Annotated in this window: 13 protein-coding genes; 9 read left to right on the plus strand and 4 right to left on the minus strand. The window is 67.3% G+C overall.

The genetic code is table 11. The features are described 5' to 3' along the window. Window positions 1-89: 89 nt before the first annotated feature. The gene (locus OHA40_RS33245; protein WP_330230753.1) at window positions 90-1,226 is read left to right on the plus strand and encodes an NAD(P)/FAD-dependent oxidoreductase; all 1,137 of its coding nucleotides are present in this window, start codon (window positions 90-92) and stop codon (window positions 1,224-1,226) included. On the opposite strand, the gene OHA40_RS33250 is transcribed toward OHA40_RS33245, so the two are convergent. Next, on the minus strand, window positions 1,216-10,305 hold the full coding sequence (locus OHA40_RS33250; RefSeq protein WP_330230754.1) for a non-ribosomal peptide synthetase: 9,090 nt from the start codon (window positions 10,303-10,305) through the stop codon (window positions 1,216-1,218). The two genes, OHA40_RS33245 and OHA40_RS33250, sit on opposite strands and share 11 nt — an antisense overlap. Before the next feature lie 489 nt (window positions 10,306-10,794). Between OHA40_RS33250 and OHA40_RS33255 the strand changes: the two genes are divergently transcribed. The 3 genes from OHA40_RS33255 (at window position 10,795) to OHA40_RS33265 (ending at window position 16,726) form a co-directional block, all read left to right on the plus strand. After that, complete coding sequence (locus OHA40_RS33255; RefSeq protein WP_330230755.1) at window positions 10,795-11,877, plus strand: cupin domain-containing protein; 1,083 nt, start codon at window positions 10,795-10,797, stop codon at window positions 11,875-11,877. Window positions 11,878-11,947: 70 nt separating this feature from the next. Then, entirely contained in the window at window positions 11,948-13,573 is a 1,626-nt protein-coding gene (locus OHA40_RS33260; protein WP_330230756.1) for an FAD-binding oxidoreductase, read from the plus strand. 135 nt (window positions 13,574-13,708) lie between these two features. After that, window positions 13,709-16,726, plus strand: a complete 3,018-nt coding sequence (locus OHA40_RS33265) for a Tn3 family transposase (protein ID WP_330230757.1) — start codon at window positions 13,709-13,711, stop codon at window positions 16,724-16,726. A 282-nt stretch (window positions 16,727-17,008) separates the two neighbouring features. Here the strand turns inward: OHA40_RS33265 and OHA40_RS33270 are convergent, their stop codons facing one another. Continuing rightward, entirely contained in the window at window positions 17,009-17,653 is a 645-nt protein-coding gene (locus OHA40_RS33270; RefSeq protein WP_330230758.1) for a class I SAM-dependent methyltransferase, read from the minus strand. A 340-nt stretch (window positions 17,654-17,993) separates the two neighbouring features. On the opposite strand from OHA40_RS33270, the gene OHA40_RS33275 reads away from it, so the two are divergent. From OHA40_RS33275 to OHA40_RS33285, 3 genes are all read left to right on the plus strand, one after another. After that, window positions 17,994-19,004 carry a tyrosine-type recombinase/integrase gene (locus OHA40_RS33275; RefSeq protein WP_181720238.1) on the plus strand — a complete coding sequence of 337 codons (1,011 nt, stop codon included), beginning with the start codon at window positions 17,994-17,996 and terminating at the stop codon, window positions 19,002-19,004. Between the two features lie 153 nt (window positions 19,005-19,157). Next, window positions 19,158-19,745 carry a TetR/AcrR family transcriptional regulator gene (locus OHA40_RS33280; RefSeq protein WP_330230759.1) on the plus strand — a complete coding sequence of 196 codons (588 nt, stop codon included), beginning with the start codon at window positions 19,158-19,160 and terminating at the stop codon, window positions 19,743-19,745. Window positions 19,746-19,860: 115 nt separating this feature from the next. After that, window positions 19,861-20,916, plus strand: a complete 1,056-nt coding sequence (locus tag OHA40_RS33285) for a medium chain dehydrogenase/reductase family protein (protein WP_330230760.1) — start codon at window positions 19,861-19,863, stop codon at window positions 20,914-20,916. A 57-nt stretch (window positions 20,917-20,973) separates the two neighbouring features. Here the strand turns inward: OHA40_RS33285 and OHA40_RS33290 are convergent, their stop codons facing one another. Together OHA40_RS33290 and OHA40_RS33295 are read right to left on the minus strand one after the other, a co-directional pair. Then, window positions 20,974-21,942 carry a TIGR03557 family F420-dependent LLM class oxidoreductase gene (locus OHA40_RS33290; RefSeq protein ID WP_330230761.1) on the minus strand — a complete coding sequence of 323 codons (969 nt, stop codon included), beginning with the start codon at window positions 21,940-21,942 and terminating at the stop codon, window positions 20,974-20,976. Between the two features lie 196 nt (window positions 21,943-22,138). After that, window positions 22,139-22,915 carry an MHYT domain-containing protein gene (locus tag OHA40_RS33295; RefSeq protein WP_330230762.1) on the minus strand — a complete coding sequence of 259 codons (777 nt, stop codon included), beginning with the start codon at window positions 22,913-22,915 and terminating at the stop codon, window positions 22,139-22,141. Window positions 22,916-23,807: 892 nt separating this feature from the next. On the opposite strand from OHA40_RS33295, the gene OHA40_RS33300 reads away from it, so the two are divergent. Both OHA40_RS33300 and OHA40_RS33305 read left to right on the plus strand, forming a co-directional pair. Further along, window positions 23,808-24,338 carry a hypothetical protein gene (locus tag OHA40_RS33300; protein WP_330230763.1) on the plus strand — a complete coding sequence of 177 codons (531 nt, stop codon included), beginning with the start codon at window positions 23,808-23,810 and terminating at the stop codon, window positions 24,336-24,338. Window positions 24,339-24,353: 15 nt separating this feature from the next. Then, window positions 24,354-25,997 (plus strand): enoyl-CoA hydratase-related protein, encoded by a 1,644-nt coding sequence (locus tag OHA40_RS33305; RefSeq protein WP_330230764.1) that lies wholly within the window; start codon window positions 24,354-24,356, stop codon window positions 25,995-25,997. The last annotated feature ends 7 nt before the right edge of the window (window positions 25,998-26,004 follow it).

A 26,004-nucleotide genomic window follows, 5' to 3' on the forward strand; every position in this document is an offset into this window, starting at 1 on the left:
CGTGAATCCCCGCTGGATCCCACTTCCTGCGGAGCGGAACCTCGCTCGTTCGACCGCGTGCGAGTGTGCCCAGGAGAAGAATGGGTCCTATGCGAACCGTGCTCATTCTCGGTGCCGGGTTCGGAGGGTTGGAGTTGGCCGCCCGCCTGTCGGGTTCGCTCGCCGACGAAGTCAGAGTCGTCCTCGTCGATCGGAACGACTCCTTCACCTTCGGCTTCGCCAAGCTGGAGATCCTGTTCCGTGCCGTGCTGCCGGCGGCCGTTCGGGTTCCGTACGCCGACATCGCACATCCGGGTGTCGAGTTCCGCCAGGAGGAGGTGACCGGGATCGACCCACGGACCCGCCACGTCGTGACCGACCGATCCGAGTACGATCCCGACATCCTCGTCGTCGCGCTCGGCGCCGACTACGACCCGGCGGCGACCCCCGGGTTCGTCGACGACGGGTACGAGTACTACTCGATCGACGGTGCCTGCCGGTTGCGGGACCGGCTCGACAGTTTCGACGGCGGGGCGGTGATCCTCGCGATTCTGAGCGTCCCCTTCAAATGCCCACCCGCCCCTTACGAGGGAGCGATGCTCCTGCATGAAAACCTGACCCGGCGCGGGGTGCGCGACCGGACCAGTATCCAGATGGTCAGCCCGATGGACTCGCCGATACCGGTGTCGCCGGACACCTCCGCTGCCATCGTCGAGGCGCTGGCCCAACGCGACATCGGGTACTTCCCCGGCCGCCGAGTCCACGCCCTCGATCCGAGCCGGCACATGGCGCTCACCCGTACCGGCGATCTCGCCTACGACTTGTTCATCGGGGTCCCGAAACACCGGGTTCCGGCCGTCGTCGAGGCATCGGGGCTGACCGTGGGCGGCACGGACGGCTGGATCGCCGTCGACCCGCGCACCCTCGAAACACCGTACCCAGGGATCTACGCCATCGGCGACTGCGCGGATGCCCCGGTCCCGCGTGCGGGCGTCTTCGCCGAGGACGCCGCCCGCACGGTAACCGCGGGAATCGCGGCGAGGGTGCGTGGATCGACGCCGTCCGAGAAGTACCTGGGCCGGGGTGTATGCCATATCGAGTTCGGTGACGGGCTGGTCGGCAAGGTCGATGCCGACTTCCTCTCCGGTCCTGCGCCGGTGGCGCCGTTCTCGCCGCCTTCGGTGGAGCTTGCCCGCGAGAAGGCCGACTCGGCCGCCGCCCGGCTCGGCCGGTGGTTTACCCGCTGATCGCGCGGTCTTCGCCCGCCTCGCCCTCGCGCCACGTCTTCGTCAGCACGTCGGCGATCTGAGACAGTCCGGATGCCACGGTCATCCGCCAGTGTGTCGTCGATACGGCGTGGTTGTACACCGTGCCGTCGACGATCTCACTCCAGATCGACGCGCCGACGCAGCCCGTCGGGTCATCGAGGGCTGCGGTGAAATACAGGACATCGCCGCGATACACGGGAGGGTTGTAAGCGGTCCGCAGCGCCACGGAGTGCACCGCCGCGTCGAGTATTCGGGTGACTCGGTCGGCTCCGAAGGAAGCGAACGGTTCGGGCAGTTCGGTGAGTTTCTGCGGCAGCGCGACCCAGTCCACTTCCGCGATATTGCCGAGATCCCCGGCCGCTTCACCGAGCAGGCCACCGATCAATTCGGCCACCGGCACCTTCCCCGCGTCGCTGGGCGCCGTATCGGGGGGATCTGCCATGTAGCTGTCCATCACCGCCAGCAGGGCGACGGTTTCGCCCTCGCGCTGCAGTTGCACCGCTATCTCGTGGGCGATGACGCCGCCGAATGACCAACCGAGCAGGTGGTAAGGACCAGTCGGTTGTACCGAGCGGATCAGCTCGACATAGCGGGCTGCCCAGTCCTCGATCGAATCCGGCATCACCTCCTCGGTGGCCAGCACCGGGGTTTGCAGGCCGTAGAGGGGCCGGTCCGGGTCGAGGTGGGCCGCCAGGCCCGCATACGACCAGGAGATTCCGGACACGGGATGCACGCAGAAGAGCGGTGCGGCCGAACCCCCCGCGCGCAGCGGCAACAGCATGTCGAAGGCTGTCTCGGTCTCCACATGGCCGCTGGCGCGGCGCGCCAGGTCCGCTACCAGCTCCCCGGGCGTCGGCGCGGTGAACACTCGCATCACCGGCACCTTCGTGCCGAGCGCCGAGGACAGCCGGGCGGTCAGCTTCGCGGCGATCAGCGAGTTTCCGCCGCGTTCGAAGAAGTTGTCGTCCATGCCGAAACGATCCGCGCCCAGCACCTCGGCGAAGGTCGCGGCCACCGTCGCCTCGAGGGGAGTGGCGGGAGCGCGGAATTCCCGTGCCCGGAATTCCGGCGCCGGCAGTGCGCGACGGTCGAGTTTGCCGTTGGCAGTCAACGGCATAGTGGCGATCACGACGATCGCGCCGGGCACCATGTAGCCGGTCAGGAATTCGGTCACCTGGCTTCGCAATTCGGCAGTATCCAGCCACGCACCGGCCTCGGGGAGGACGTATCCGACGAGCTGATCACCGAGCACCGCGTCGGAGCGGACCAATGCAACGGCCTGGCTGACGCCGGGGCAGCGCAGCAGCGCCGCCTCGATTTCCCCGAGTTCGATCCGGAAACCGCGCAACTGCACCTGCCGGTCGCCGCGCCCGCCGTAGGCGAGCCCCGGCTCACCACCGGACCGCGTCCAGCGAGCGAGGTCACCCGACCGGTACATTCGCGACCCGGGCGGCCCGAACGGGTTCGCCACGAACCGCGTCGCGGTCAGCTCCGGCCTGCCCAGATAGCCACGCGACAACTGACCACCGCCGACATAGATCTCCCCGGGAGTACCGAATGGCGCCGGACGCAAGCGGATATCGAGCACATGGGTGTCGAGTCCGGGCAAGGCGCGGCCGATCAGGCTGGTAGGGCTATCCACCAGGTGTTCGTCGAGCGACAGGAACGACACATGCACGGTGGTCTCGGTGATGCCATACATATTGACCAACCGCGGCGCATCCCCGGGATGACGCTCGTACCAGCGCCGCAGGTGGCGGAGATCCAGCGCCTCACCACCGAAGATCACATACCGCAATGCCAACTCTGCGGGTGAAGTGTCTCGGTCTGCTTCCACGAGCTGACAGAACGCCGACGGGGTCTGATTCAACACCGTCACCCGCTCCCGAACGAGCAACTCGCGCAACAACTCCGGTGACCGCGACGTCGCGTAGTCCACCACCACCACGCTGCCGCCGGTGACCAGCGCGCACCACAACTCCCACACCGAGAAATCGAACGCGAACGAATGGAACAACATCCACACATCACGCTCGTCGAACCCGAACAACGGCTGGGCGTTGGCGAACAACTGCTCCACATTCCGGTGGGTCACCCCCACACCCTTCGGCACGCCCGTCGAACCCGAGGTATAGATCACATACGCCAGGTTGTCCGGCCGCAGCGGCGCCACCCGCTCGGCGTCGGTGACCGGGTCATCGGTGAACTCCGCCGCGTGCTCCAGCAACACCACCGGCAGATCGGTTTCCGGCAAGGCCGACCGTTCCTCGACCGTGGTCAACACACACACCGGAGCCGCATCCGCGAGCACACCCGCCACCCGCTGCGCCGGGTAGGTGAGATCGAGCGGCACATACGCCGCACCCGCCGCGAGCACACCCAGCAACGCGACCGGCAGTTCCTCGGTCCGTGACACAGCCACCGCCACCAGGGATTCCGGCCCAGCTCCGGCCGCGATCAACGCCCGGGCAACCTGGCTCGCACGCCGATCCAACGCACCGAAACTCAGCGTCGCATCGCCGCATCGGATTGCCACCGCGTCCGGTCTGCGTCGAGCCTGCTCGCCGATCAAGTCGGGCAGTGTCGCCGTAAGCGCTGACGTGAAAGTCCCTGGGATCGCCGATTGTGTGAGGCCGACCTGGCTCGATTGCGAGGCGGCCAGGTTACCGGCGAGGACGGCGTCGGGCTCGCCTTCATCGAGAATGTCGATGTCCCACACCAGGGTCGAGGGGTCGCCCGCCACCGCGGCCACCATGCGCTCGAACCGGCGGCTGAGCGCGCGCACGGTCGATTCGTCGAAAAGGTCCGTGGCATACGTGAATGTCACGGCCATCTCCGCAGCGCCACCGTCGTCGCGGAGCCGAGGCTCAACAATCACCTGCACATCGAATTTGGCCGTGATCGCGCCGTTGTCGAGTGCCGTGATGATCAGGTCCGGCAGATCCAGCGTGGGCTGCTCGATGTTCTGGAACGAGAGCATCACATTGAACAGCGGGTTGTGCGCTCCGGTACGCGCCGGGTCGATCTCCTCGACGACTCGTTCGAAAGGCAGGTCGGCGTTGGCGAATGCCGAAAGGGCGGTCTCCCGGGATCGGTCGACGAGGTGGTGGAAGGTGGCCGCGGGGTCGACTTGGACGCGCAGGGCCAGGGTGTTGACGAACATTCCGACGAGGTCGTCGAGTGCTCGTTCGCCGCGTCCGGCGATGGGGGTGCCGATCACGATGTCGGTGCCGCCGGACAGTCGCCCGAGCAGGGCCGCGAGCGCGGCGTGGACCACCATGAACGACGTGGCGTTGTGCTCACGCGCGATCCGCTCTAGTCGTTCGTGGACGTCGGCCGGAATGGTGATCGCCGTCGACGCGCCGCGCATCGACGGCGTCGACCCGCGCGGGCGGTCTATCGGCAACTCCATCGGTCCCGCCACTCCGGCCAGCTCTTCGCGCCAGTACGACAGTTGCTGTGCGGCAATCGAATTCTCGTCGGCCGCGGTGCCGATGGCGGCATGCTGCCAGAGGGCGAAGTCGGCGTACTGCACCGGCAGTGGCGACCAGCCCGGCGCGCTGCCACCGGTGCGGGCGAGGTAGGCGGTCACCAGGTCGCGGGCCAGTGGCGCGAGGGATGCGCCGTCGGCCGAGATGTGGTGCACCACCAGGACGAACACATGGTCCTCGCCGGAACAGAACAGCCGCATACGCAGCGGCGCGGATGCCGTGACATCGAAACCAGCAGAAATCAGCCCGGTCACCAGGTCCGCGACATCAGTGGTGTGATGGTCGATCGCGAGTCCGTCGGGCAGCACCACCTCGGTCGACAAGATCTCCTGATACGGCAGCCCATCGGGATCGGCCGGGTATCGCGTGCGCAGCGCCTCGTGACGGTCCAGCACGTCGGCGACCGCGAGGCGCAGCGCCGCCACATCGAGTGTCCCGGTCAGCCGGAGGGCGAAGGGCATATTGTAGGCGGCGGAGTCCGGTTCGATGCGGTTGAGCAACCACATCCGCTGCTGCGCCAACGACAGCGGTACGCGGTCCGGACGCGCTGACCGGATCAGCGGTACACGGGTGCCCCCGCTGAGGCGGACTGCTCTGGTGGCCAGCACCGAAACCCGGGGTGCTTCGAACAGGTCACGCACGGTGACCTGCGACTGCATCGCCTCGTTGACTCGGGCGACGGCCCTGGTCGCGAGCAGGGAGTTGCCGCCGAGGTCGAAGAAGTCGTCCTCGGCGCCGACCCGGTCGAGGCCGAGCAGGTCGGCGAACACCTCGGCGACGGTGTGTTCGGCGGGTGTGCGGGTGGGCCGGTACTCCTTTGCCTCGAACACCGGCTCCGGCAACGCCTTGCGGTCGAGTTTGCCGCTCGCGTTCAGCGGCAGCTCAGACAACGCGACCAGCGCGCACGGGACCATGTATGCGGGCAGCACTGCGGAGATCGAGGCGAGCAGTTCCTCCTCATCGATAACCTGTCCGGGGTGCGGGACCGCGTAGGCGACCAGCCGGTCGCCCGCAGGCGAGGGCACCACGGCTGCGGCTGCTTGGCTGACCACAGGGTGGGCGAGCAGTGCGGTTTCGATCTCGCCGAGTTCGATGCGTTGGCCGCGGAATTTCACTTGGAAATCGGTGCGCCCCAAATATTCCAGCCGCTGCGGCCGGTCGGTGTCGGGTGCGCGCCAGATCACCAGGTCCCCGGTGCGATACATCCTGCACCCGGGCTCGAACGGATTCGCGATGAACCGTCCCGCGGTCTGCGCGGCCTGCGCCACATACCCGCGGGCGAGTTGGTCACCGGCCAGATACAACTCACCGGGCACTCCGGCGGGCACCGGCCGCAACCACGCATCCAGCACATAGACGTGGGTGTTCCACTGCGGGCGACCGATCGGCACCGTGACCGTATCGGAAGCACCAGCAGGCCAGTAGGTGACCGACACCGCCGCCTCGGTCGGACCGTAGAGGTTGTGCACTCGTGCCTCGGTCACCTCCCCCACCGCCCGCACGGTCTGCGGCGGCAGCGCTTCGCCGATGACGAACACATCCCGCAAACTCGCGACGCTTCCCGCGGGGGCGTGGGCGGCGAACTCGCTCAACATCGTCGGCACGAAATCGGTGACCGTCACCCCCTGCGCGGCGATCGTCGCCGCCAAGTAAACCGGGTCGCGATGCCCGTCGTGGTCGGCGAGCACGAGTTTCGCACCAACCCGCAGCGGCATGAAATAGCCCCACAACGACACATCGAAGGTCGTCGCGGTCTTCGCCAGGTACACCTGCCCCGCACCCATCGGGTACTGGTCGAGCATCCACTGGATCTGGTTGTCGATCGCCCGATGCGAGACCACGACGCCTTTCGGGCGTCCGGTCGAGCCGGAGGTGAAGATGACGTAGGCAGGGTGTTCCGGCAGCACCGACCGCAGCAGTTCCTCGGCGCGGATGGGCGCGCCTGAGCGCAAGCCGGTGTCGAGCCTGTCGAGGTATAGAGCCGCGATGTGCTGCGGCATCGGCACTGCGTCGGTGGTCGTGGTGAGCACGCACACCGGTTGCGCGGTCTCGAGGACGTGCCCGATGCGTTCGGCGGGATGATCCGGATCCAGCGGCACATACGCCCCACCCGCGGTGAGGATCGCATACATGCCGATCACCAGATCCAGCGAACGCCGAACCGCCAACCCCACCAACGATTCCGCACCCACCCCCTGCTCGATCAACACCCTCGCCAGCTGATTGACCCGCTGATCGAATTCCCGGTAGGTCAACTGCCGGTCGGCGTAGGCGACCGCAACAGCATCGGGGTGCTCGGCTACCGCACGCCGGTACCCATCGAGTACCAGCCTGGGAGCGACGGGGTGATGGGTGTCGTTCCAGTCCACGAGGATCGCGGCGCGTTCGGCCGGATCCAACAGGTCGATCTCCCCCACCACCTGGTCGGCCGAATCGGCTACCGCGGTAAGGATTCGAGATAGTCGCCGGGCGAAGCCTGCGACCGTGGTTTCGTCGAACAGGTCGGTGGCGTAGGTGAACGCCGCCGAAATCCCTTGGGGTGTCCGGGCGTCCTCACGCGGCAGCATGGTCAGTTCCAGATCGAACTTCGTCAGCGGCCACGCGAACTCCAGCGCGGACACATTCAACGCGGGCAACTCGAGTGTCGCGGGCGCGAAGTTCTGGAAGGTCAGCATCACCTGGAACAACGGATGATGCGCACTCGACCGCACCGGGTCCAGCAACTCCACCAACCGCTCGAACGGCACCTCCGCATGCCCGAACGCCTCCACATCCCGGCCACGCACCTGCTCCAGCAGTTCCGCGAACGACTGCCCCGGGTCGATCTCGGTGCGCAACGCCAAGGTGTTGACGAACATGCCGATCACACCGCTCAACGCCGCATCCCCACGACCGGCCACCGGGGTGCCGACGGTGATGTCACCGGTGTTCGACAACCGCGCCAGCAACACCGCGAACGCCGCATGCACCACCATGAACAACGTCGCATCATGCCGATGCGCGAGCCGGTTCAAACCCGCATGCACCGACGCATCGACCGTGAACTCATACGTCGCGCCGCGACCGGAGAACACCGCCGGGCGCGCCCGATCGGCAGGCAGGTCCAGCTTCTCCGGCACATCGGCCAATCGGTCCCGCCAGAACCCGATCTGGCGAGCGAGGATGGAGTTCGGGTCCTGCTCGTCGCCGAGCATGTCCCGCTGCCACAACGTGTAATCCGCGTACTGCACCGGCAGCGGCTCCCAGGTCGGGGCCGCACCATCCACCCGCGTCGAATACGCCGTCATCAAATCCGCAGTCAACGGCAGCATCGAGGATCCGTCTCCGGCGATGTGGTGGACCACGCACACCAGCACATGCTCGGTGTCACTGCACCGCAGCAGACGCAACCGGATCGGCGGGGCCCCTGTGACATCGAAACCCTCACCCGCGATCGCCACCACCCGATCGGGGATCTCGGATTCGGCGACCTCCACCACCAACAACTCCGGTACCGCGCCCGGCTCCGACACCGCATGCACCCGCTGACCACCCACACCGTCGTGCTCCGGGTAACTGGTCCGCAGCACCTCGTGCCGCGCCACCAAATCCCGGATCGCCGCCCGCAACGCGGCCACATCCAACTCACCGCTGAGCCGCACCGCCAACGGAATGTTGTTGCTCGCGCTCGCCGGATCGAACCGATTCAAAAACCACATCCGCTGCTGCGCATACGACAACGGCACCCACTGCGGACGCGGCATCGGCCCCAGCACCGGACCCGACACCCGAGCCAACTCCCCCAGCCGCACCGCCAACTTCGCCACCACCGACGCCTCGAACACCAACGCCACCGGAACCCGCACCCCCAACGCCGAACCCAACCGAGCGACAGCCTGAGTCGCGATCAGCGAATTACCACCCAGCTCGAAGAAGTCATCATCCGCACCCACCCGAGCCGTGTCGTCGCCGCCCTCCGGCAGCAGCAACGCGGCGAAGGTATCCGCGACCAACCGCTCGGCCGCCGTAGCGGGTGCCCGGAACTCGCGGGCAGTGAGCACCGGCTCCGGCAACGCCGCACGATCCAGCTTCCCGACCGGCGTCAGCGGCAGTTCGTCCAGCACCATGATCGCGGTCGGAATCATATACGCCGGCAACGTTTTCCCGGCGAACTCGGCGAGCTCGCCGGTATCCAACGCGACCCGGCCACCCTCGGTCCCGGACCCGGCGCGCGGCAGCACATACGACACCAAAGCCTTGACACCCGAAGGCAGCGTCGCGCCCAACGTCGCGGAATAGTCGACATCCGGATGCGCGGTCAACGCGTTGTCGATCTCATCCAGCTCGATCCGCAAACCCCGGATCTTCACCTGGAAATCCACCCGGCCGTGATACTCGAGCAACCCCTCCGAGGTCCGCCGCACCAAATCACCCGTGCGATACATACGCATGCCCGAACCACCAGCCGCCCCCGAGAACGGACTGGCGACGAACCGCTCCGCGGTCAGCTGGGGTCGCCGCAGATAACCCTCAGCGAGCGCAGGCCCGGACAGATACAACTCACCAACCACCCCGGGCGGCACCAACCGCAACCGCGCATCCAACACGTGCACACCCACACCAGGAACCGGCGTACCGATATGCGTCGCGTCCTCCCCACGCAGCGCCGCGGTGCCGGTCGCGAAGATCGTGGTCTCCGTCGGGCCGTACACGATATAGAACGACCGGCCCCCCGTCGCCCACCGCGCGACCAACTCCCCACCAACCCGCTCACCACCACACAAAACCGCCTCGAGATCACCCAACCCCACCGGATCCAGCGACTCCAACGCACCCGGCGTAACACACAAATGCGTCACCCGCTCCCGACGCAACAAATCCCCCAACTCCACACCACCGAACACCCCCGGCGGCGCCACCACCAACACCGCACCCACCGAAAACGCCAACAACATCTCGATCACCGAAAAATCGAAACTCGGCGAACACACATGCGAAACCCGCGACACCCCAGTCACCGCCCGAACCGCGACCTCATGCTCCACCAACGCCGCCAAACCCGCATGAGTCACCGCAACACCCTTCGGCCTACCCGTCGACCCCGACGTATAGACCACATACGCCACATGCTGCTCAGTCAACGGACGCAACCGATCCAGATACGACACCGCATGCCCCGGCTGCGCGGCAACCCCCTCCCGATGCACCGGCGCGTCCAGCTCGACCCACTCCACACCGCCACCCGGCAACCCCACCCGATGCGCCGCCACGGTCACACCCAGCACCACACCGGAATCGGACACCATGTGCGCGATCCGATCCGCCGGATAACCCGGATCGACCGGCACATATGTCGCGCCCGTCTTCGCCACCGCCCACACCGCCAGCACCGACTCCACCGACCGCGTGATGGCTACCGCCACGAAGTCTCCCGGACCTACGCCGTACCCGATCAGGTAGCGAGCCAGCCGCGACGACGCCTCATCCAACTCCCGATAGCTGAGCTCACACTGATCAGCCGGATCACCCGACGGGTTGTACCGGAGCGCGGCGCAGTCGAACGCCGTGTCGACCGCGGCGGTGAGCAACTGGGGGAACAGTAGATTGCGTGCTCGTGATTGATGGGCGCGACGTGCGGAACGACGTGACGGGGTCATGCGGTGGCGAGTTCACTCTCTGGTCGATCATGGGCCGCTCTGGCTATGGAGCCAGAAGCAGTGCCTCAAATGCGTGAACCATGACCCGAGCGTGCAGAACGGACCTTAGCGAACGACGATCGGATCGGCGCGCCGAGGTTGGGAAAGTTCATAGGGGTACCCAGTCCAACATTGGGCAAAGACACCTTGTGACGTGAAGAACATCGAACTGCGGAGCCCGGCACCCAAGGCAAAATATGACGAGTGTCACTCTGACGCAGAATTGCTACTGATGTCGCCGACGGCGTCCAGCGCCCGTTACTGTCATCGTCGATGACGACTGGACGTCGTGCGTCACAACCGGATCCGTCCCGAAAATGCATCGCAATCGCAACCGTCCGACATGCGGCTCATCCGCGTGTGCTCGCCGAAGCTACCGGCATGATCGAACCAGAACGATCCTCGACCCGCGAGCAAGGAGGAACCGTGCGCATTCCCTCGATTCATGTCGCCTCTCTGCTGCAGGGCGAAGAGATCTACCGCGGCGAACTCGGGTCGCTGACCAGGCTCACCGCCGATAGCTTCCCGATCCTCAGCGGGCTCTCGATCAAACGCCTCACCCTGGCGCCCGGAGCGATCCGGGAACCGCACTGGCACGCCAACGCCAGCGAACTCACCTACTGCACCGCGGGGCAGGCGCTGGTATCGGTGCTCGACAGCGGCGGCAATTTCTCCTCGTTCCTGGTGAGCACCGGGGAGATGTTCCACATCGACTCCGGCGCGCTGCATCACGTGGAGAACATCGGCGAGAGCGACGCGGAATTCATCCTCGCCTTTCGTCACGAACGACCCGAGGACTTCGGATTCAGCGCCGCGCTCGGCGCGATGACCGACTCCGTACTCGGCAACACCTACGACCTGCCTGCCGCGGACTTCGCCAAGATCCGGCGCAGTACCACCGCCAAGCTCATCGTGCGCCGCGAGGGCGATCCGGAAGTCCCGGCCACCGCCCATTTCGGCGACCCGCACCACTTCGCCATCGAAGCGATGCCCGCGCCGGTGGACTCGCCGGTCGGCTCCGCACGCACCGCTCGGGAAATGTTCTGGCCGGCGCTGCGGGACCTCTCGATGTACTCACTGCGGGTCCGGGAAGACGGGATGCGCGAACCACATTGGCATCCCGTCACCGCCGAAATGGGTTATGTCCACCGGGGTTCCGCGCGCATGGCAATCATGGACCCGGACGGCACGTTGGACACCTACACCGTGCGCGAAGGCGAGGTGTACTTCGTGCCGCGCGCGTATCCCCATCACATCGAAGTCATCGACGCGCCGCGCATCCACCTGCTGATCTTCTTCGATCAACCGACGCCCGCGGATATCGGCTACCGCGCCTCGATGAGCGCCTACTCCCGCGAAGTGCTCGCCGCGACCTTCGGCGTCGCCCTCGACGAACTCCCGGACCTGCCCTTCACGCCGACCGACCCCTTGATCGTCACGCGCAACAATCCACTCGCTCCGTAAGGGAAACTGCCCCGAAGCCGTAGCGCAGAACGTAATTTACCTGCAGCAGGCGGTCGAATGGAGTTCAGCTGTGACGAGGTCGTGGTGGGGATGGGGAAACGTCGAGGACGCGGTCACCGGCGCCGAAAGGGAGGCGCTGACCGAGCGCGTAGCGGCCCTGCTGCCCGACGCTGATCTCGCGGTGCACGAGGCCCCCGATCCGATGTCGTTGGGGGTCCCCGCTCCTCGCGTTCAACCGCCGGGTTCGCTGACGCATCTGGCGTCGGAAGACCTCGGTGATCGCGTCTCGCATGGTCACGGACAAGCATTTCGCGACGTGGTACGCAATCTACTCGGCCGCGTCGACCATGTACCCGATTACGTGCTTCGGCCACGGACCGAGCAGGACGTGATCGACATCCTGGACTGGTGCGCGAGCGCGGTTGTCGCCGCGGTGCCATTCGGCGGTGGAACGTCGGTGGTGGGTGGTGTCGAACCGCGGTGCTCCGACGACTACGCCGGGACCATCGCCCTGGATCTCGGCCGGCTGAGCCGGATCGTCGAGCTCGATCGCACCAGCCGGGCGGCGCGGATTCAAGCGGGCATCCTAGGCCCGGCATTGGAAGCCGCACTCCGCCCGGACGGCTTGACGCTGCGGCACTTTCCCCAGTCGTTCGAGTTCTCCACGCTCGGCGGCTGGCTGGCGACCCGGGCGGGTGGCCACTACGCGACCGTCTACACCCACATCGATGACATGGTCGAGTCGATGCGAGTGGTGACGCCGATCGGGGTCAGCGAATCACGCAGGGTGCCCGCATCGGGCGCGGGCCCCGCACCGGACCGGATGTTCCTCGGGTCCGAGGGCATCCTCGGAGTGATCACCGAGGCGTGGATGCGATTGCAGGATCGCCCGCGCTGGCGCGCCGGAGCGTCGGTGGTGTTCGACGATTACCACAAGGCGGTCGCCGCGACGCGAACGATCGCGCAGGCCGGGCTGTATCCGGCGAACTGCCGGCTGCTCGATCCGGTGGAGGCGTTCATCAACGCGGGAACCAGCGCCGCGGGCGGTGTCCTCGTCCTCGGATTCGAATCCGCCGACCATCCGGTGGACGATCCGATGCGGCGTGCGGTGCAGATCTGCCGCGACCACCGCGGCGCAGTCCCCGACGGAGTCCGCAGCACGGACTCGGCGAAGGACACAGCGCGCCCAGGCGCGGCGGACGCCTGGCGCTCGTCGTTCCTGCGGATGCCGTATCAGCGCGACGCACTCGCTGCCCAGTCGATGATCGCCGAGACCTTCGAAACCGCCTGCACCTGGGACCGTTTCGACTCCTTGCGGGAGACGGTGCTCGCCGCGGCGACCGCCGCGTTCCGCTCCGTCGGGGTAACCGGCGTGGTCACCTGCCGATTCACGCACGTGTACCCAGACGGGCCCGCGCCCTACTTCGGCGTCTACGCGGGGGGCCACTGGGGGCGGACCGTCGAGCAGTGGGACGAGATCAAAACCGCGGTATCGGAGGCACTGGCGACTTCCGGAGCCACCATCACGCACCACCACGCCGTCGGGCGGGACCACCGCCCTTGGTACGACCGCCAGCGACCCGAACCCTTCGCTGCCGCCCTTCGCGCGGCCAAAGCGACGCTGGACCCGGCGGGCATTCTCAATCCCGGTGTCCTGATCGACTCGGCGCCGTCGGCACAGAGGGGGTTCCGATAGTAACCGCCGAAAAACCAACGGATATGGCGTAGCCGCAGCGCGACTGCCGGTGAGGTCCGGTTCGGCCTGCGGTGGAGGCGGACTGCTGGTTTGCTTGTCTCCCAGCGCTATTGGTTGGTGTGGGAGGTCGGGGTCGTGGCGACGCGGGTGTTCGCGGATGAGGAGTTGGCGCGTCTGCGGGAGTTCCCGGAGATCGGCCGTGAGGAGCTGTTCCGGTTCTTCACGCTCTCGCCGGCGGATCTGGCGTTCGTCGATCCGGGGCGCGGGCGTGGTCCGGCTGATCGGCTCGGTATCGCGATCGCGTTGTGCACGTTGCCGTGGCTGGGGTTCGTGCCCGATCGCGTGGTGAGCGCCCCGCCGGTCGCGGTGGCCAGGTTGGCCGAGCAGCTGCGCCTCGACGGTAGCGAGATCCGTTCCTACGGCCGCCGAGCTCAGACCCGCACCGATCATCTGCGCCTGGTCGCGCAGTATCTAGGCTGGCGGGCGGCCGGTGCGCTCGAGGTCAAGGAACTCGACGAGTTCCTGCTGGCGCGGGCGATGGAGCACGATTCCCCGACTCTGCTGTTCCGGCTGGGGTGTGAGTATCTGATCTCGGCGCGGGTGATCCGGCCCGGCCCGGTGAGCATGGTCGAACGCATCGCCCACGCCCGTGAGCAGGCCCAGCGCGAGACCTACGACCGCCTGGCCCACGAGTTCACCCCGGCCCGCTGCGCCGAGCTCGACGCGCTGCTGGTCACCGACACCTCTCTGGGGGTTTCACGGTTGCGATGGCTGTCGACCGGTCCGGTGGAGGCCTCGGCGGCCGCGGTGCGCGCGGAGGTCGACAAGCTGGCGTTCCTGCGCGGGCTGGGCGCGGATCGCCTCGATCTGTCGGTGCTCCCGGCCGAGCGGCGGCGGTTTCTGGCCACGATGGGACGCCGGTTGACCCCGCAGGCGCTGGAACGCCGGGATCCGCAGCGGCGGTACCCGATCCTGCTGACCGTGCTGGCCCAGTCCGGTACCGACGTGCTCGACGAGGTCGTGGCGTTGTTCGATCAGGCGATCTCGGCGAAGTTCGGTGCCGCGGAGCGCCGGATGCAGCAGGAGCTGGCCGAGCGCGGCAAGACGGGGGAGGACCGCCAAGCGCTGCTCGACGACCTGCTGGCGATCGTCACCGACCCGGCGGTGGCCGATGAGGAGATCGGCGCGCTGATCCGCGGCGATGCGATCGGGTGGGAGCGCCTGCGGGCGGCGATCGCGCAGGCCAAACCCCGGTTGCCGCGTGATCACGGGCATCTGGCCGCGCTGGACTCCTCCTACAACTACCTGCGCCAGTTCACCCCCGCGGTGCTGTCGACGGTCGGTTTCGCCGGCGGGACCGCCGCGTCCGAGTTGCTGATCGCGGTCGCGATGCTGCGCGAGCTCAACGCCACCGGGCGCCGGAAGGTCTTCGAGGAGGCCCCGACCGGGTTCGTGCCCGCGAAGTGGCGTGGCTACCTCGATGCGGCGCGCACGTCCGGCAGCACCACCGCCTACCGGCACTACTGGGAGCTGTGCGTGCTGCTGGCGCTGCGCGACGGGCTGCGCAGCGGGGACGTGTACGTGCCGGGCTCACGCCGCTACGCCGACCCGGCCGCCTACCTGCTCACCGGCGAGCAGTGGGAACCGCATCGGGGCGAGTTCTGCCGCCTGGTCGGGCGCTCGGCCGATCCAGGCATCGCCCTGGCCGCCGTGGTCGAGGAGCTGCATACCGCGGTGGGTGAGCTGGAGGCGGTGCTCGCCGAGGGCGAGGGCCCGGTGCGGCTGGACGGTGAGTCCGGGGAGCTGGTCATCTCGCCGTTGACCGCCGAGGATGTTCCGGCCGAGGCGGTCGCGCTCAAGGCGGAGCTGACCGAGATGTTGCCGTTCGCGCCGATCGTGTCGCTGCTGATCGAGCTGGACAAACGCACGCACTACCTGGACTGCTTCACCCACGCCGGCGGCCAGGCGACCCGGACGCCGAAGCTGAAGCGCAACCTGATCGCGGTGCTGCTCGCGCACTCGACCAACCTCGGGTTGACCCGGATGGCCGAGGCCTGCGGCATCTCCTACGACATCCTGTCCTGGACCGACGAGTGGTATGTGCGCGAGGAGACGCTACGCGCGGCCAACCTGGTGATCATCGGCTACCACCAGCGGCTCCCGCTGACCCCGGTGTTCGGCACCGGGACACTGTCGTCGAGCGATGGGCAGCGCTTCCCGACACGCGGGAAGTCCACGACCGCGCGGCCGATGAGCCGCTACTTCGCGAACGAGGGCCTGTCGACCTATACCCATGTCACCGACACCCACGCCACGTACGGCACCAAGATCATCGTCGCCACGCGCCGCGAAGCTCACTACGTGCTCGACGAGATCCTCGGCAACGCCACCGATCTGCCGATCACCGAACACGCCACCGACACCCACGGAGTCACCCTGGTCAACTTCGGCCTGTTCGACCTGCTCGGCATGCAGCTGTCCCCGCGGATCCGGGACCTGGGCCGGATCACCCTCTACCGGCCGGGCCCGCGCGGCACCGCCGAGGCCCGGTTCCCGCACGCGGGCCCGCTGCTGACCCGCAAGGCCAACCTCGATCTGATCGCCGGGCACTGGGACGACCTGCTCCGGCTGGCCGGGTCGTTGAAGTTCGGGCACGCCACCGCCTCCCTGCTGGTCGGCAAGCTCTCGGCGTCGGGGCGCCAGAACACGCTGGCCGCTGCCTTGAAGGAGTACGGGGCGCTGCGGCGCACGATCTACGCCGCGAAGTACCTGGCCGATCCGAGCTACCGGCGCAAGATCACCCGCCAGCTCAACAAGGGCGAATCCCTGCACGCGCTGCGCCGCGATCTGCTCTACGCCCACGAAGGCACGATCCGGGCCCGCCAGCTCGCCGACCAGACCGAGCAGGCGTGGTGTCTGACCTTGGCCACCAACGCCGTGATCGCCTGGACCACCGAGTACTACGGCCTCGCGGTCGCCCAGATGCGCCGGGCCGGCCACCGCATCGACGACGAGGTCCTGGCCCACATCTCCCCCGCGCACAGCGCCAACATCAACTTCTTCGGCGCGATCGAAGTCGACATCGAGGCCGAACTCGCCGCGCTCGGCCCGACGGGCTACCGGCCGCTGCGGGTGCGCGACACCCTGTTCTGACCGGTCCCGGCGTTACACCAGGGCCCGGTTCGTGTGCTCGCTGTCGAGCCATTCGGTGGTCGTCATGTCCGGGATCAGGTCCGCACAGGATCGTCCGTCCTGGGTCCAGTCGTGGTCCCAGGCTCGCGGGTAGTGCGGTCTGGCGACATAGCCGAGGGCGTAGGGAGCGCCCTCGACGCCGATCCGCAGCTTGTCGGCGGGTGCTGCCCGCCCACTGGCGTCCGGAGTGCCAGATGATCACCCGCCACACCCGGCCAGTGGCGAGCCCGATATATGCAGAGGTTAGGACTTACTGCGTGCGAAAAGAATCGCTTGCTGAGCTTTCGCATCCGGGTCGAGCAGCATCTGGGCCTCGACCACGAATCCGGCATCGTGCAGCCAGGATGCCACCTGGTTCGGCTGACGGCGGTGGACATGGACCTTCATCGGGTGACCGCCGTAGCCCTCCGTCTTCAACAGCGACTCGTCGCCGACGTGAAACAGGAGTTGCAACGGTCCGCCGGGACGCAATGCTCGGTGGAAGCGCCCGAATACAGTCGGCACCTCGTCGTCGGGGATGTGGATCAACGACTGCCAGGCGAGCAGGCCGGCCACCGAAGCGACGGGCAGGTCCAGTTCCGTCATCGAGCCCACCTCGAACCGCAGGCCGGGGTGGTCGCGCCGGGCCACGTCGATCATCGCCGGGGAGAGGTCGATACCGAAGGCGTCGACACCGAGTTCATGCAGGTGGGCGGTGACTTCACCGGGGCCGCAGCCGACGTCCGCGACCGGTCCGCCGCCAGCGGCCCGCACGCTGTCGGCGAACAACGCCAGAGCCGCGCGAAGGTACTGGTGTCCGGCGAGGGCGCCGCGCACTTGGTCGGCATAGCTGACCGCGACCGTGTCATAAGAGGTTCGGGTGTCGGCCAACCAGTCATCCGTGGTCATGACCCGGCACGATATTCCATGATCGCGGCGGACTCTGCGCTACCCGGGAACGACGAAGGTGCCTCCACCCGGCCGGGTGGAGGCACCGGTAGGCAGGACGGCATTGCTCATTGCGCGGGCCCCGAGAGACCTTGGCCGACTCTGTCATCCGGTGGCGTGGGCATCGGTGACTGCGGCGAACGGCGGTACGCGTCTGGCCGTGACCGCTCAACGATTGCAGTGATACCCCGGATAACGGTCTGTTATCCGGGGTAACATCCGGGACGGCCTGCGGCGACCCCGTCGCGGCGCGACATGAAGCGACCCCGTTATCCGGGGCAAGCACTGACGAAGGGATCCGATGGCCGCGAAGGTGACCCGGCTACGCACCGCCCCGCCGGCGCGCACCCTGCGCACCGCCGCCGAAGCGTTCCTCGACACGATCAGCTCGGCGAACACCCGCCGCGCCTACGGCATCGCCATCGTCAAGACCGTCGACCAGCTCGACGGCCGCGGACCCGACGGACTCATCGGGCACAGCCGCGCCCTGGACGCGGTCACCGACACCGAAGTCGGCGCCGCGCTGGAAACCCTCTGGGGCGACGCCGCGGTGAACACCTGGAACGCGCGCCGCGCCGCAGTCGGCAAATGGCTGAGCTGGTGTGCCGAGCAGGGCTGGACCGCACCGCGAGTGCCGACCTCGGCCGCGCGGTCGACGCCGCCGGACTCCGACACCCCGGTCCGTTCCCGCACCGCGATCGACCGGCTCATCGGCCGCCGCGATGTCCACCTGCGGGAGAAGACGCTGTGGCGGATGCTGTACGAGACCTGCGCCCGCACCGAGGAGCTGCTCGGGCTCAACATCGAAGACCTCGACCTCGCGGGCCGCACCGCGGCGGTGAAGTCCAAGGGCGCCAAACCCCGCACCCGCCGGCGCGGCGCCGCCCACCACGAACACGTCCTCGAGAACGTGTACTGGGACGCGGGCACCGCCCGCCTGCTACCGCGGCTCATCCGCGACCGCACCCGCGGGCCGGTGTTCGTGACCCACCGCCGACCGGGGCCCGGCAAGTACCTCGCCGACCGCGACGTCTGCCCCACCACCGGCCTTGCCCGGCTCTCCTACGACCAGGCCCGCGACCTACTCGACGCCGCCACCGCCGTCGACGGCCCCGGGACCGGCTGGGACCTGCACGAACTGCGCCACTCCGGCCTGACCCACCTCGGAGAATCCGGGGCCAGCCTGCTCGAACTGATGGCCAAGTCCCGCCACCGCAAGGCCGAGAACCTGCGCCGCTACTTCAAACCGTCCCCACAGGCGATGCGCGAGCTGACCTCGATCCTGGGCCCGGGAGCCGAACGCCGCCGCTGACCAGCAGCTACGCCATATCCGTTGATTTTTCGGCGGTTACTACCGGAACCCCCAGAGGTGAGACGCCCACTTCGGCTCCCGCGAGGGATTGCACGCGGCTCGTGTTTGTGAGCAGGGTTGCCCACGACATAGAGTGAGTGTACAGTCACTCACATGCCAAAGCGAGGAGCGGCCCTCTCCACCTCGGATGCCCGCCGCGAGGTTGTGGTCGACGCGGCGATCGCGAGGTTCGCCAAGACCGGATACCACGGGACACCGATCAACACCGTGGCTTCGGCGGCAGGCATTTCGCCCGCGTATGTGTTCAAGCTCTTTCCCAGCAAGGTAGAGCTGTTCGTTGCCGCACTGGATCGCTGCTACGAGCTGGTCGAGCAATCGCTTGCGACCGGTGCCGCGCGGGTGCCGGGGGGCGATCCGGAGAAGGTCCTGCATGAAATGGGTGGGTCGTACGCCGAGCTGATCGCGGACAAGAGCCTGCTCATGCTGCAGGTTCACGCTCAGTCGGCCGCCGATATCCCGGAAATCGCCAACGCTGTCCGCCGTGGTCTTCATCGGGTGACCGACTATGCGAAGACCCGTTCGGACGCTACGGATGAGCAGGTACAGCGGTTCATGGCCTATGGGCAGCTGTGTCACTTGATCACCACGCTCGGTCTCGACGACCACGAGGGCAGCTGGGAAGCGATCCTCACTGCGGGCATCCGGCACCCGCGTGCCCGCAACGCGACAGAAGGGACCTGAATGCCAGCGGGTCGAGCAGTGCCCTGAGCCCAGGGCCGATACTTCCCGGCCCCCGAGGGGGCATCTTTTTGAACCATCGAGTGATTGACCAGTCACACACTAGGAGTTGTGAGTCATGTCGTACACCACGGCCGCCGTGCCGACCACTGCCGTAGAAGTTGTCCTGCCCGGGCGGGTGGAGCCGCACGAATTGCTGATAACCCGTCGCGAACTGCCGCCGCCGCGGCCCGGCCAAGCGCTGGTGCGTGTCGAGGCCACCGGGGTCTCGTTCGCCGAGCAGCAAATGCGGCGCGGCAAGTACTACGACCAGCCGCCATTTCCGTTCACGCCTGGCTACGACCTGGTCGGCGAGGTCATCGCCGTCGGCGCCGACGCTGATCCGACACTGCTCGGACAGCGGGTCGCGGCACTGACGAAGGTCGGCGGCTGGAGCAGCCACGTGATGCTGGAGGCTGCCGACCTGATTCCGGTGCCCTCCGGTCCGACCGCCGCGGAAGCGGAGACATTCGTCGTCAATGGCATCACCGCGTGGCAGATGCTGTACCGGATCGCGAAAGTTCGTGCGGGACAGACGATCGTGGTGCACGGCGCGAATGGCGGTGTCGGATCGACACTCGTGCAGTTGGCCCGCGTCGCGGGCATCCGAGTGATCGGCACCGCCTCCGCCGGTAATGCCGCGGCGGTGGAAGCCTTGGGAGCGATCCCGGTCGACTACCGCGGCGATGTGCCGCAGCAGGTGCGGACGCTGGCGCCCGGTGGCGTGGACGCGGTATTCGACCATGTGGGAGGCCGCAGCGTCGTGGACTCGTTCGGCCTGCTCGCCAGGGGCGGGACTCTCGTCGCCTACGGCAGCGCATCGACGAAAGACGAAGACGGGAACTCCCGGCTCCCTGTGCTGAAGCTGTTCACACGATTCGCGTGGTGGAACCTACTGCCCAACAACCGGTCCGCGCATTTCTACAACATCTGGTCCGGCAAACGCCGTCGCGTTCGTTTCCGGACCCGCCTCGCCGAAGACCTCGGAGCCGTCCTGGACCTGGCCGCCCGCGGCGCACTGCGCGCCCAGATCGCCGCGCGCTTCCCACTGACCGACGCCGGTCGGGCTCTCGCGCTCGCCGAATCACGCACTGTCACCGGCAAGGTTGTCATCGTGCCCGAAGAGCTGTCGTGACCCATTCGGTCGCGCTACCGCTACACCATGGCGGTGCCAGGGCGCGTCGCCCCGCGCTCAGCGACTCGGGGTCAACACCCGGAGGGGTTCGTCCAGTTCGCGGCGGTAGAAGTCCAGGAATCCGTCCGGGTCGGGGCCGGCGTTCTGCATGACGAGGTGGTCGAAGCCCGCGTCGGTGTACTGCTTCGCGGCGTCCAGATAGGGCGCGGGGTCGGGGCCGCAGGCGAAGTTGTCGACGATGTCCTCCAGGCGGACCGTGGTGGTCGCGGCGGCGAAGTTGACCGGGTTCGGAAGTTCGCTCATCACCTTCCAGCCGGTGACTGCCCACCGTGTCGTGTCCAGCACCGCCTTGGCCGCCGTCTCCTCGTCCGGAGCCCAGGCCATGCCCACCTCCGCGTAACGCGGGCCCGCACCGCCCGCCGCGCGATAGCGTTCGACAAGGTCCGACTTCGGTTCCGTGGCGAACAGGCCATCACCGAGTTCGGCGGCGATCCGGGCTGCTTCCGGCCCGCCCCCGGCCACGACGATCGGCGGGAGTTCGTCGGGCAGATCGAAAACCCGTGCCTCGGAGACGGTCAGGAACTCGCCATCGTAGGAGTGATATCCGCCGCGCCAGAGCAGCCGGATGATCTCGAGCGCCTCGCGAAGCATCCGCTGCCGGATGCGCACCGGAGGAAACTCATGGCCGACGACATGTTCGTTGAGGCGTTCGCCCGAGCCCACCCCCAGGGTGAAACGGTTGCCGGACAGGATCGCGAGTGTGGCTGCCGCCTGCGCGATGATCGCGGGGTGATACCGCAGGATCGGGCAGGTCACACCGGTAGCCAAGCCGATCCGCTCGGTCTTCGCCGCGATGGTGCCGAGCACCGTCCAGGCGAACGGTGAATGCCCTTGGTTGTCCAACCACGGATGGAAGTGATCGCTGATCTCGACGAAGTCGAATCCCGCATCTTCCGCCCGAACCGCCTGGCGGACAAGCTCATTCGGACCGTACGCCTCGGCCGCCAATTTGTATCCGATACGCATCGCCACCTCCGGTCGGCTGGGAGACGCCGGTCGCTTGCCAGGACCGGCTCTCGGCGGGCGTACCCGGCATTCGGTACGGAAAACCGCGAGCGCGAATCCGCGCCGATGGCACCGCGTGCCCAAGTCGACGACTTCGACACACAGGGCGACGGTGCGCGATTTCCACCGGCGGATCGATACCGTGGCTGCCCCTGGTTCAGTCGCGGGTGGGCCAGTAGGTGGCGGAGCGCGATGCTCGTGAGGTGTCGGCGTTCTCTTCGTTTACATCGGTGCTTCCGAGGTGCAGTAGCAGCAGCACGGTGACCAGGCTGATGCCGACGATCAGCGGAGTCAGCAGCTGCATGGCGCCGGCTCCCGTGGGTGGGTGCAGATGCTGGGCCTCGCGTACGTGCATGGCGGACATGCCCGTGTAGTGCATGCCGGACACAGCCACGCCCATCACCAGCGCTGCGCCGATGGTGGCGAGTGTTCCGCGGACGTGCAGAGTGAACCACAGTGCGGCCGTCGCGGCGACCACGGCGATCACGATGGACAGGGCAACGATCCACAAGTCGTAGCCGATCGCCGCGTCGGATTTCATCGCATACATACCCGCGTAGTGCATGGCGCCCACGCCCGCGCCGGTGATGGCACCGCCGATGAACAGCCCCAGCGGCCCCAGCGTCCGCTGCTGGGCGATACCCAACCCGAGCCACACCACGCCCATGGCGATCAATGCGCTGAGCAGGGTGATCGGGACGTCGTAGCGGATCGATGCCCCATTGATGGCGAAACCGAGCATCGCGATGAAATGCATGACCCAGATACCGGTGCCGCCGATGGCGACTGCGGCGGCGATGAGCCAGCCGTCGCGGGCGGTTCCGGTCCGAGCCCTGGCCATACATCGCAACCCGAGCAATGAACCGGTGAATGACATGACGTACGCGACTGCGGGTGTGAGCAACCCGTGGCTGAAGTGGTCGATTTCCAGCACACGACCTCCCTCGCTGGATAGATTCGTTCACCATCGGGACGACGAAGCGCGAACCTCGCATGGTGAATCTGCAGGTAGAAAATTTAGAGTACTATCATCCTAGAAATTATTCATAGGATGAGTTCCCGATAGCGGGGAGTGCGCCCGATCTCGGACACCGCGTGTTCCTTGCCGGACCACCACCGACCTTGCAGTTCTCGGCGGCCGCCCAGCTATCGATCGGCTTCGGCACCGGGTGCAGCGCTCCCCCACCGCGAGGCGTCCAGCAGAGGCCGACTTTGGCTATCGCGCCGGTCGATACCGCGATCGTCGGCCGTACCGAGCTCGCGGCGGGACCAGCCCTAGGGGGTCGAATCAGCGGGCGTCGCGGAGGACGTCTTCCACGCCACTTCGTTGGGCCCAGCGGTGCCCGCGCCCCTGAATCGGCTGACGGAACTGGAACCCACCACGCTGGCGATCATGCAGGGGTCCAGCTCACCGGCGACGGAGCCGCGGCGCGGCGCAACCTCGCCACCCGCTACCAGGACCTGATCACCCGGACGCTCGCGCACGCACCCGCCCCCACACTCATGCGGGCTGAGCAACGAAATTCACCACGCCATAGCTCGGCCTGCCGCTCAGCAACACTCGGGCTAGAGGTTCGGTCCACCGTCGGGTGGGATTGACACCCTTTTCGAGCGGATGGAACAGACGCAAGAAACACCGCGCCGCTATCGGTGAAAAGCCGACGGTGCGTGTGGAAAGCACCCGCTTCGTTGACCTATCGGGTCTACCGGTAACTAGGTACCATTCCGGCGCGGCCGGAACATCGGTTGGAGGCCACTACGACATCTGGCGAACTTTCAGCGTTTCGTTGTATGTCTCGCGAGGGTCACAGCGTATGGTTCGCGCTATGCCGACAGCGACGTCGATCGACACCGGGGCCGAACATCTCGCTTGCTGGGTCACCGTCGTCGGGCAACGTCTACACCAGTTGCCGACAGCAAACCCAGATGTCCTGCTCGCCCACGCCATGAGCGGATTCATCGCGATCGGGCGAGCGAGCATGGCCCTGCTGACCAACTCTCTGAATCCGACCGATATCCGAGACCACGATCTCGTCTTCGAAATCACGGCCGACGCGGAACGGTGGCTCACCGACGCGGCCACGGAACCGATCGTCAACCAGATCACCGACCGCGGCGAGCACATCCAGCGCTACCTCAGCCCCGCCGTGCTCGACACCGTGGCCAAGGCGCGCTTGCGGCACTGCGCGCAGGCGACGGCGATCCATACCCGTGATCTGCTGATCGGGATCGACAACGACCCCATCGCGCCAGCCGAGATCCGTGACCTCGCCCGCGATCTCGCCGCCAGGGCGAACGTCATCGCCACGGTCTATGCCGACGACCCGCAACAGCTGCTCTCGATGTCCAACCGTTGATCCGCCCTGCCCCACATGACACAGCGTGTGCTGATTCTCGCCAGTGCGAACAACGGACTGACCCAACGAGCCGCGCTCGCGGTGCGGCGATCCGGACGCACCGCACGGATCTCGATAGTGCACTGCGAATCGGATATCCGCCGCGCGGTCGAATCGGCTGACTTCGATATCGTCGTCTGCCCGTACTTGACGACGAAGATTCCCGCTGACATCTACCGGCGGTGGACATGTGTCATCCTCCATCCCGGCCCGGTGGGCGATCGCGGTCCGCATTCACTGGACTGGGCGATCAGCGAACGCGAGCCGCTGTGGGGGGTGACGGCGCTGACGGCGGCCGAAGAAATGGACGCGGGACCCATCTGGTCGACGCGGACCTTCGGGTTGCCGTGGCGACGCAAATCCGCCGTCTACAACACGGTTGTCGCCGACGCCGCGATCGAATGCCTGGTCGAGGCGCTCGACAAAGCCGACCGTGCCGTCTCCCCCACTCCGCAGGCCGAGACTCCGCAGCCGATCGTGCATGCCCGCCGCAGGCCGGCCATGCGCCGCCGCGACCGGGAGGTGCGCTGGAGCGACGACACCGCGACCATCCTGAGTCTCATTCATGCCAGCGATGGATCACCAGGGGCGCCGGCGACCATCGCCGGCTTGCCCATGCTCGTCTACGACGCCCACCATGGGCGCGACGATGCGCTGGCGCCGCCCGGCACACTGCTCGGACGCCGGGATGACGGCATCGAAATCGCATGCGGAGATGGCAGCATCTGGGTCGGTCGGCTCCGGTCCTCGGGTGGCGCCGATCCTTCGTGCAAGGGCCCGGCTGCCCAGGCGCTGGCGATGGCCGGGTTTCCGGTTCAGGCGTTGCCGGTCGACGAGCGGAAATCCCACGAAATCCGGTACCGGCGCGAGGGCGAGATCGGGTTTCTCACCATCGACTTCTATAACGGGGCGATGGGGTCGGGGCAATGCCGCAGGTTACTCGCGGCGTTCGCCTATGCCGCGGCACAAGACACGAAGGTCGTCGTCCTGGAGAACGATGGTGCGTACTTCGCCAACGGCATAGACCTGAGCGCGGTGGAGCTGTCCGACGGCCCCGAGGGAGAGGCCTGGCGCAACTTGCTGGCGATCAACAATGTGTGCCGAGCGATTCTGACCTGTTCCACACAGGTCACGATTGCCGCTGTGACGGGAAGCGCCGGAGCGGGCGGCGTCATGCTCGCGTTGACCGCAGACCTCGTTGTCGCCGCCGACCGTGTGGTGTTCAACCCGCACTACCAGACGATCGGACTGTCGGGCTCGGAGTTTCACACCTACACCCTGCCGCGGCGGGTGGGAGGCGATACGGCACAGCGGCTGCTGCACGACTGCCAGGCCATCGACGCGGTCGGCGCCGCCGATCTCGGGCTGGTCGACGCGGTGGCACCGAGCGCGCAGTTCGGCAGCTGGCTGACGGAACTTGCCAGGGAGTCCGCCCATCCGTCCCGATGGGCGGCGATCATGGCCGCGAAGCAATCCCGGCTGTCCGACCTGAACGCGATCGAGCGCGCCGAGTTGCGACGGATGGCCCGGGACATCTTTCGTGACGAGAACGAATTCCGCCGCAAGCGACAAGCATTCGTGCTCCGGGATCTGCGGCACCCGTCCACGGCCGGGCTCTGAGCAACCG

Source organism: Nocardia sp. NBC_00508 (assembly GCF_036346875.1).
In the GTDB taxonomy this organism is placed as follows: Bacteria; Actinomycetota; Actinomycetes; order Mycobacteriales; family Mycobacteriaceae; genus Nocardia.

Excerpts from the sequence above, each read along its gene's own strand:
- OHA40_RS33245 (WP_330230753.1), top strand. The coding sequence starts at position 90 with ATGCGAACCGTGCTCATTCTCGGTGCCGGGTTCGGAGGGTTGGAGTTG.
- OHA40_RS33255 (WP_330230755.1), top strand. The coding sequence starts at position 10,795 with ATGATCGAACCAGAACGATCCTCGACCCGCGAGCAAGGAGGAACCGTG.
- OHA40_RS33270 (WP_330230758.1), bottom strand. The coding sequence starts at position 17,653 with ATGACCACGGATGACTGGTTGGCCGACACCCGAACCTCTTATGACACG.
- OHA40_RS33275 (WP_181720238.1), top strand. The coding sequence starts at position 17,994 with ATGGCCGCGAAGGTGACCCGGCTACGCACCGCCCCGCCGGCGCGCACC.
- OHA40_RS33280 (WP_330230759.1), top strand. The coding sequence starts at position 19,158 with ATGCCAAAGCGAGGAGCGGCCCTCTCCACCTCGGATGCCCGCCGCGAG.
- OHA40_RS33285 (WP_330230760.1), top strand. The coding sequence starts at position 19,861 with ATGTCGTACACCACGGCCGCCGTGCCGACCACTGCCGTAGAAGTTGTC.
- OHA40_RS33290 (WP_330230761.1), bottom strand. The coding sequence starts at position 21,942 with ATGCGTATCGGATACAAATTGGCGGCCGAGGCGTACGGTCCGAATGAG.
- OHA40_RS33300 (WP_330230763.1), top strand. The coding sequence starts at position 23,808 with ATGCCGACAGCGACGTCGATCGACACCGGGGCCGAACATCTCGCTTGC.
- OHA40_RS33305 (WP_330230764.1), top strand. The coding sequence starts at position 24,354 with ATGACACAGCGTGTGCTGATTCTCGCCAGTGCGAACAACGGACTGACC.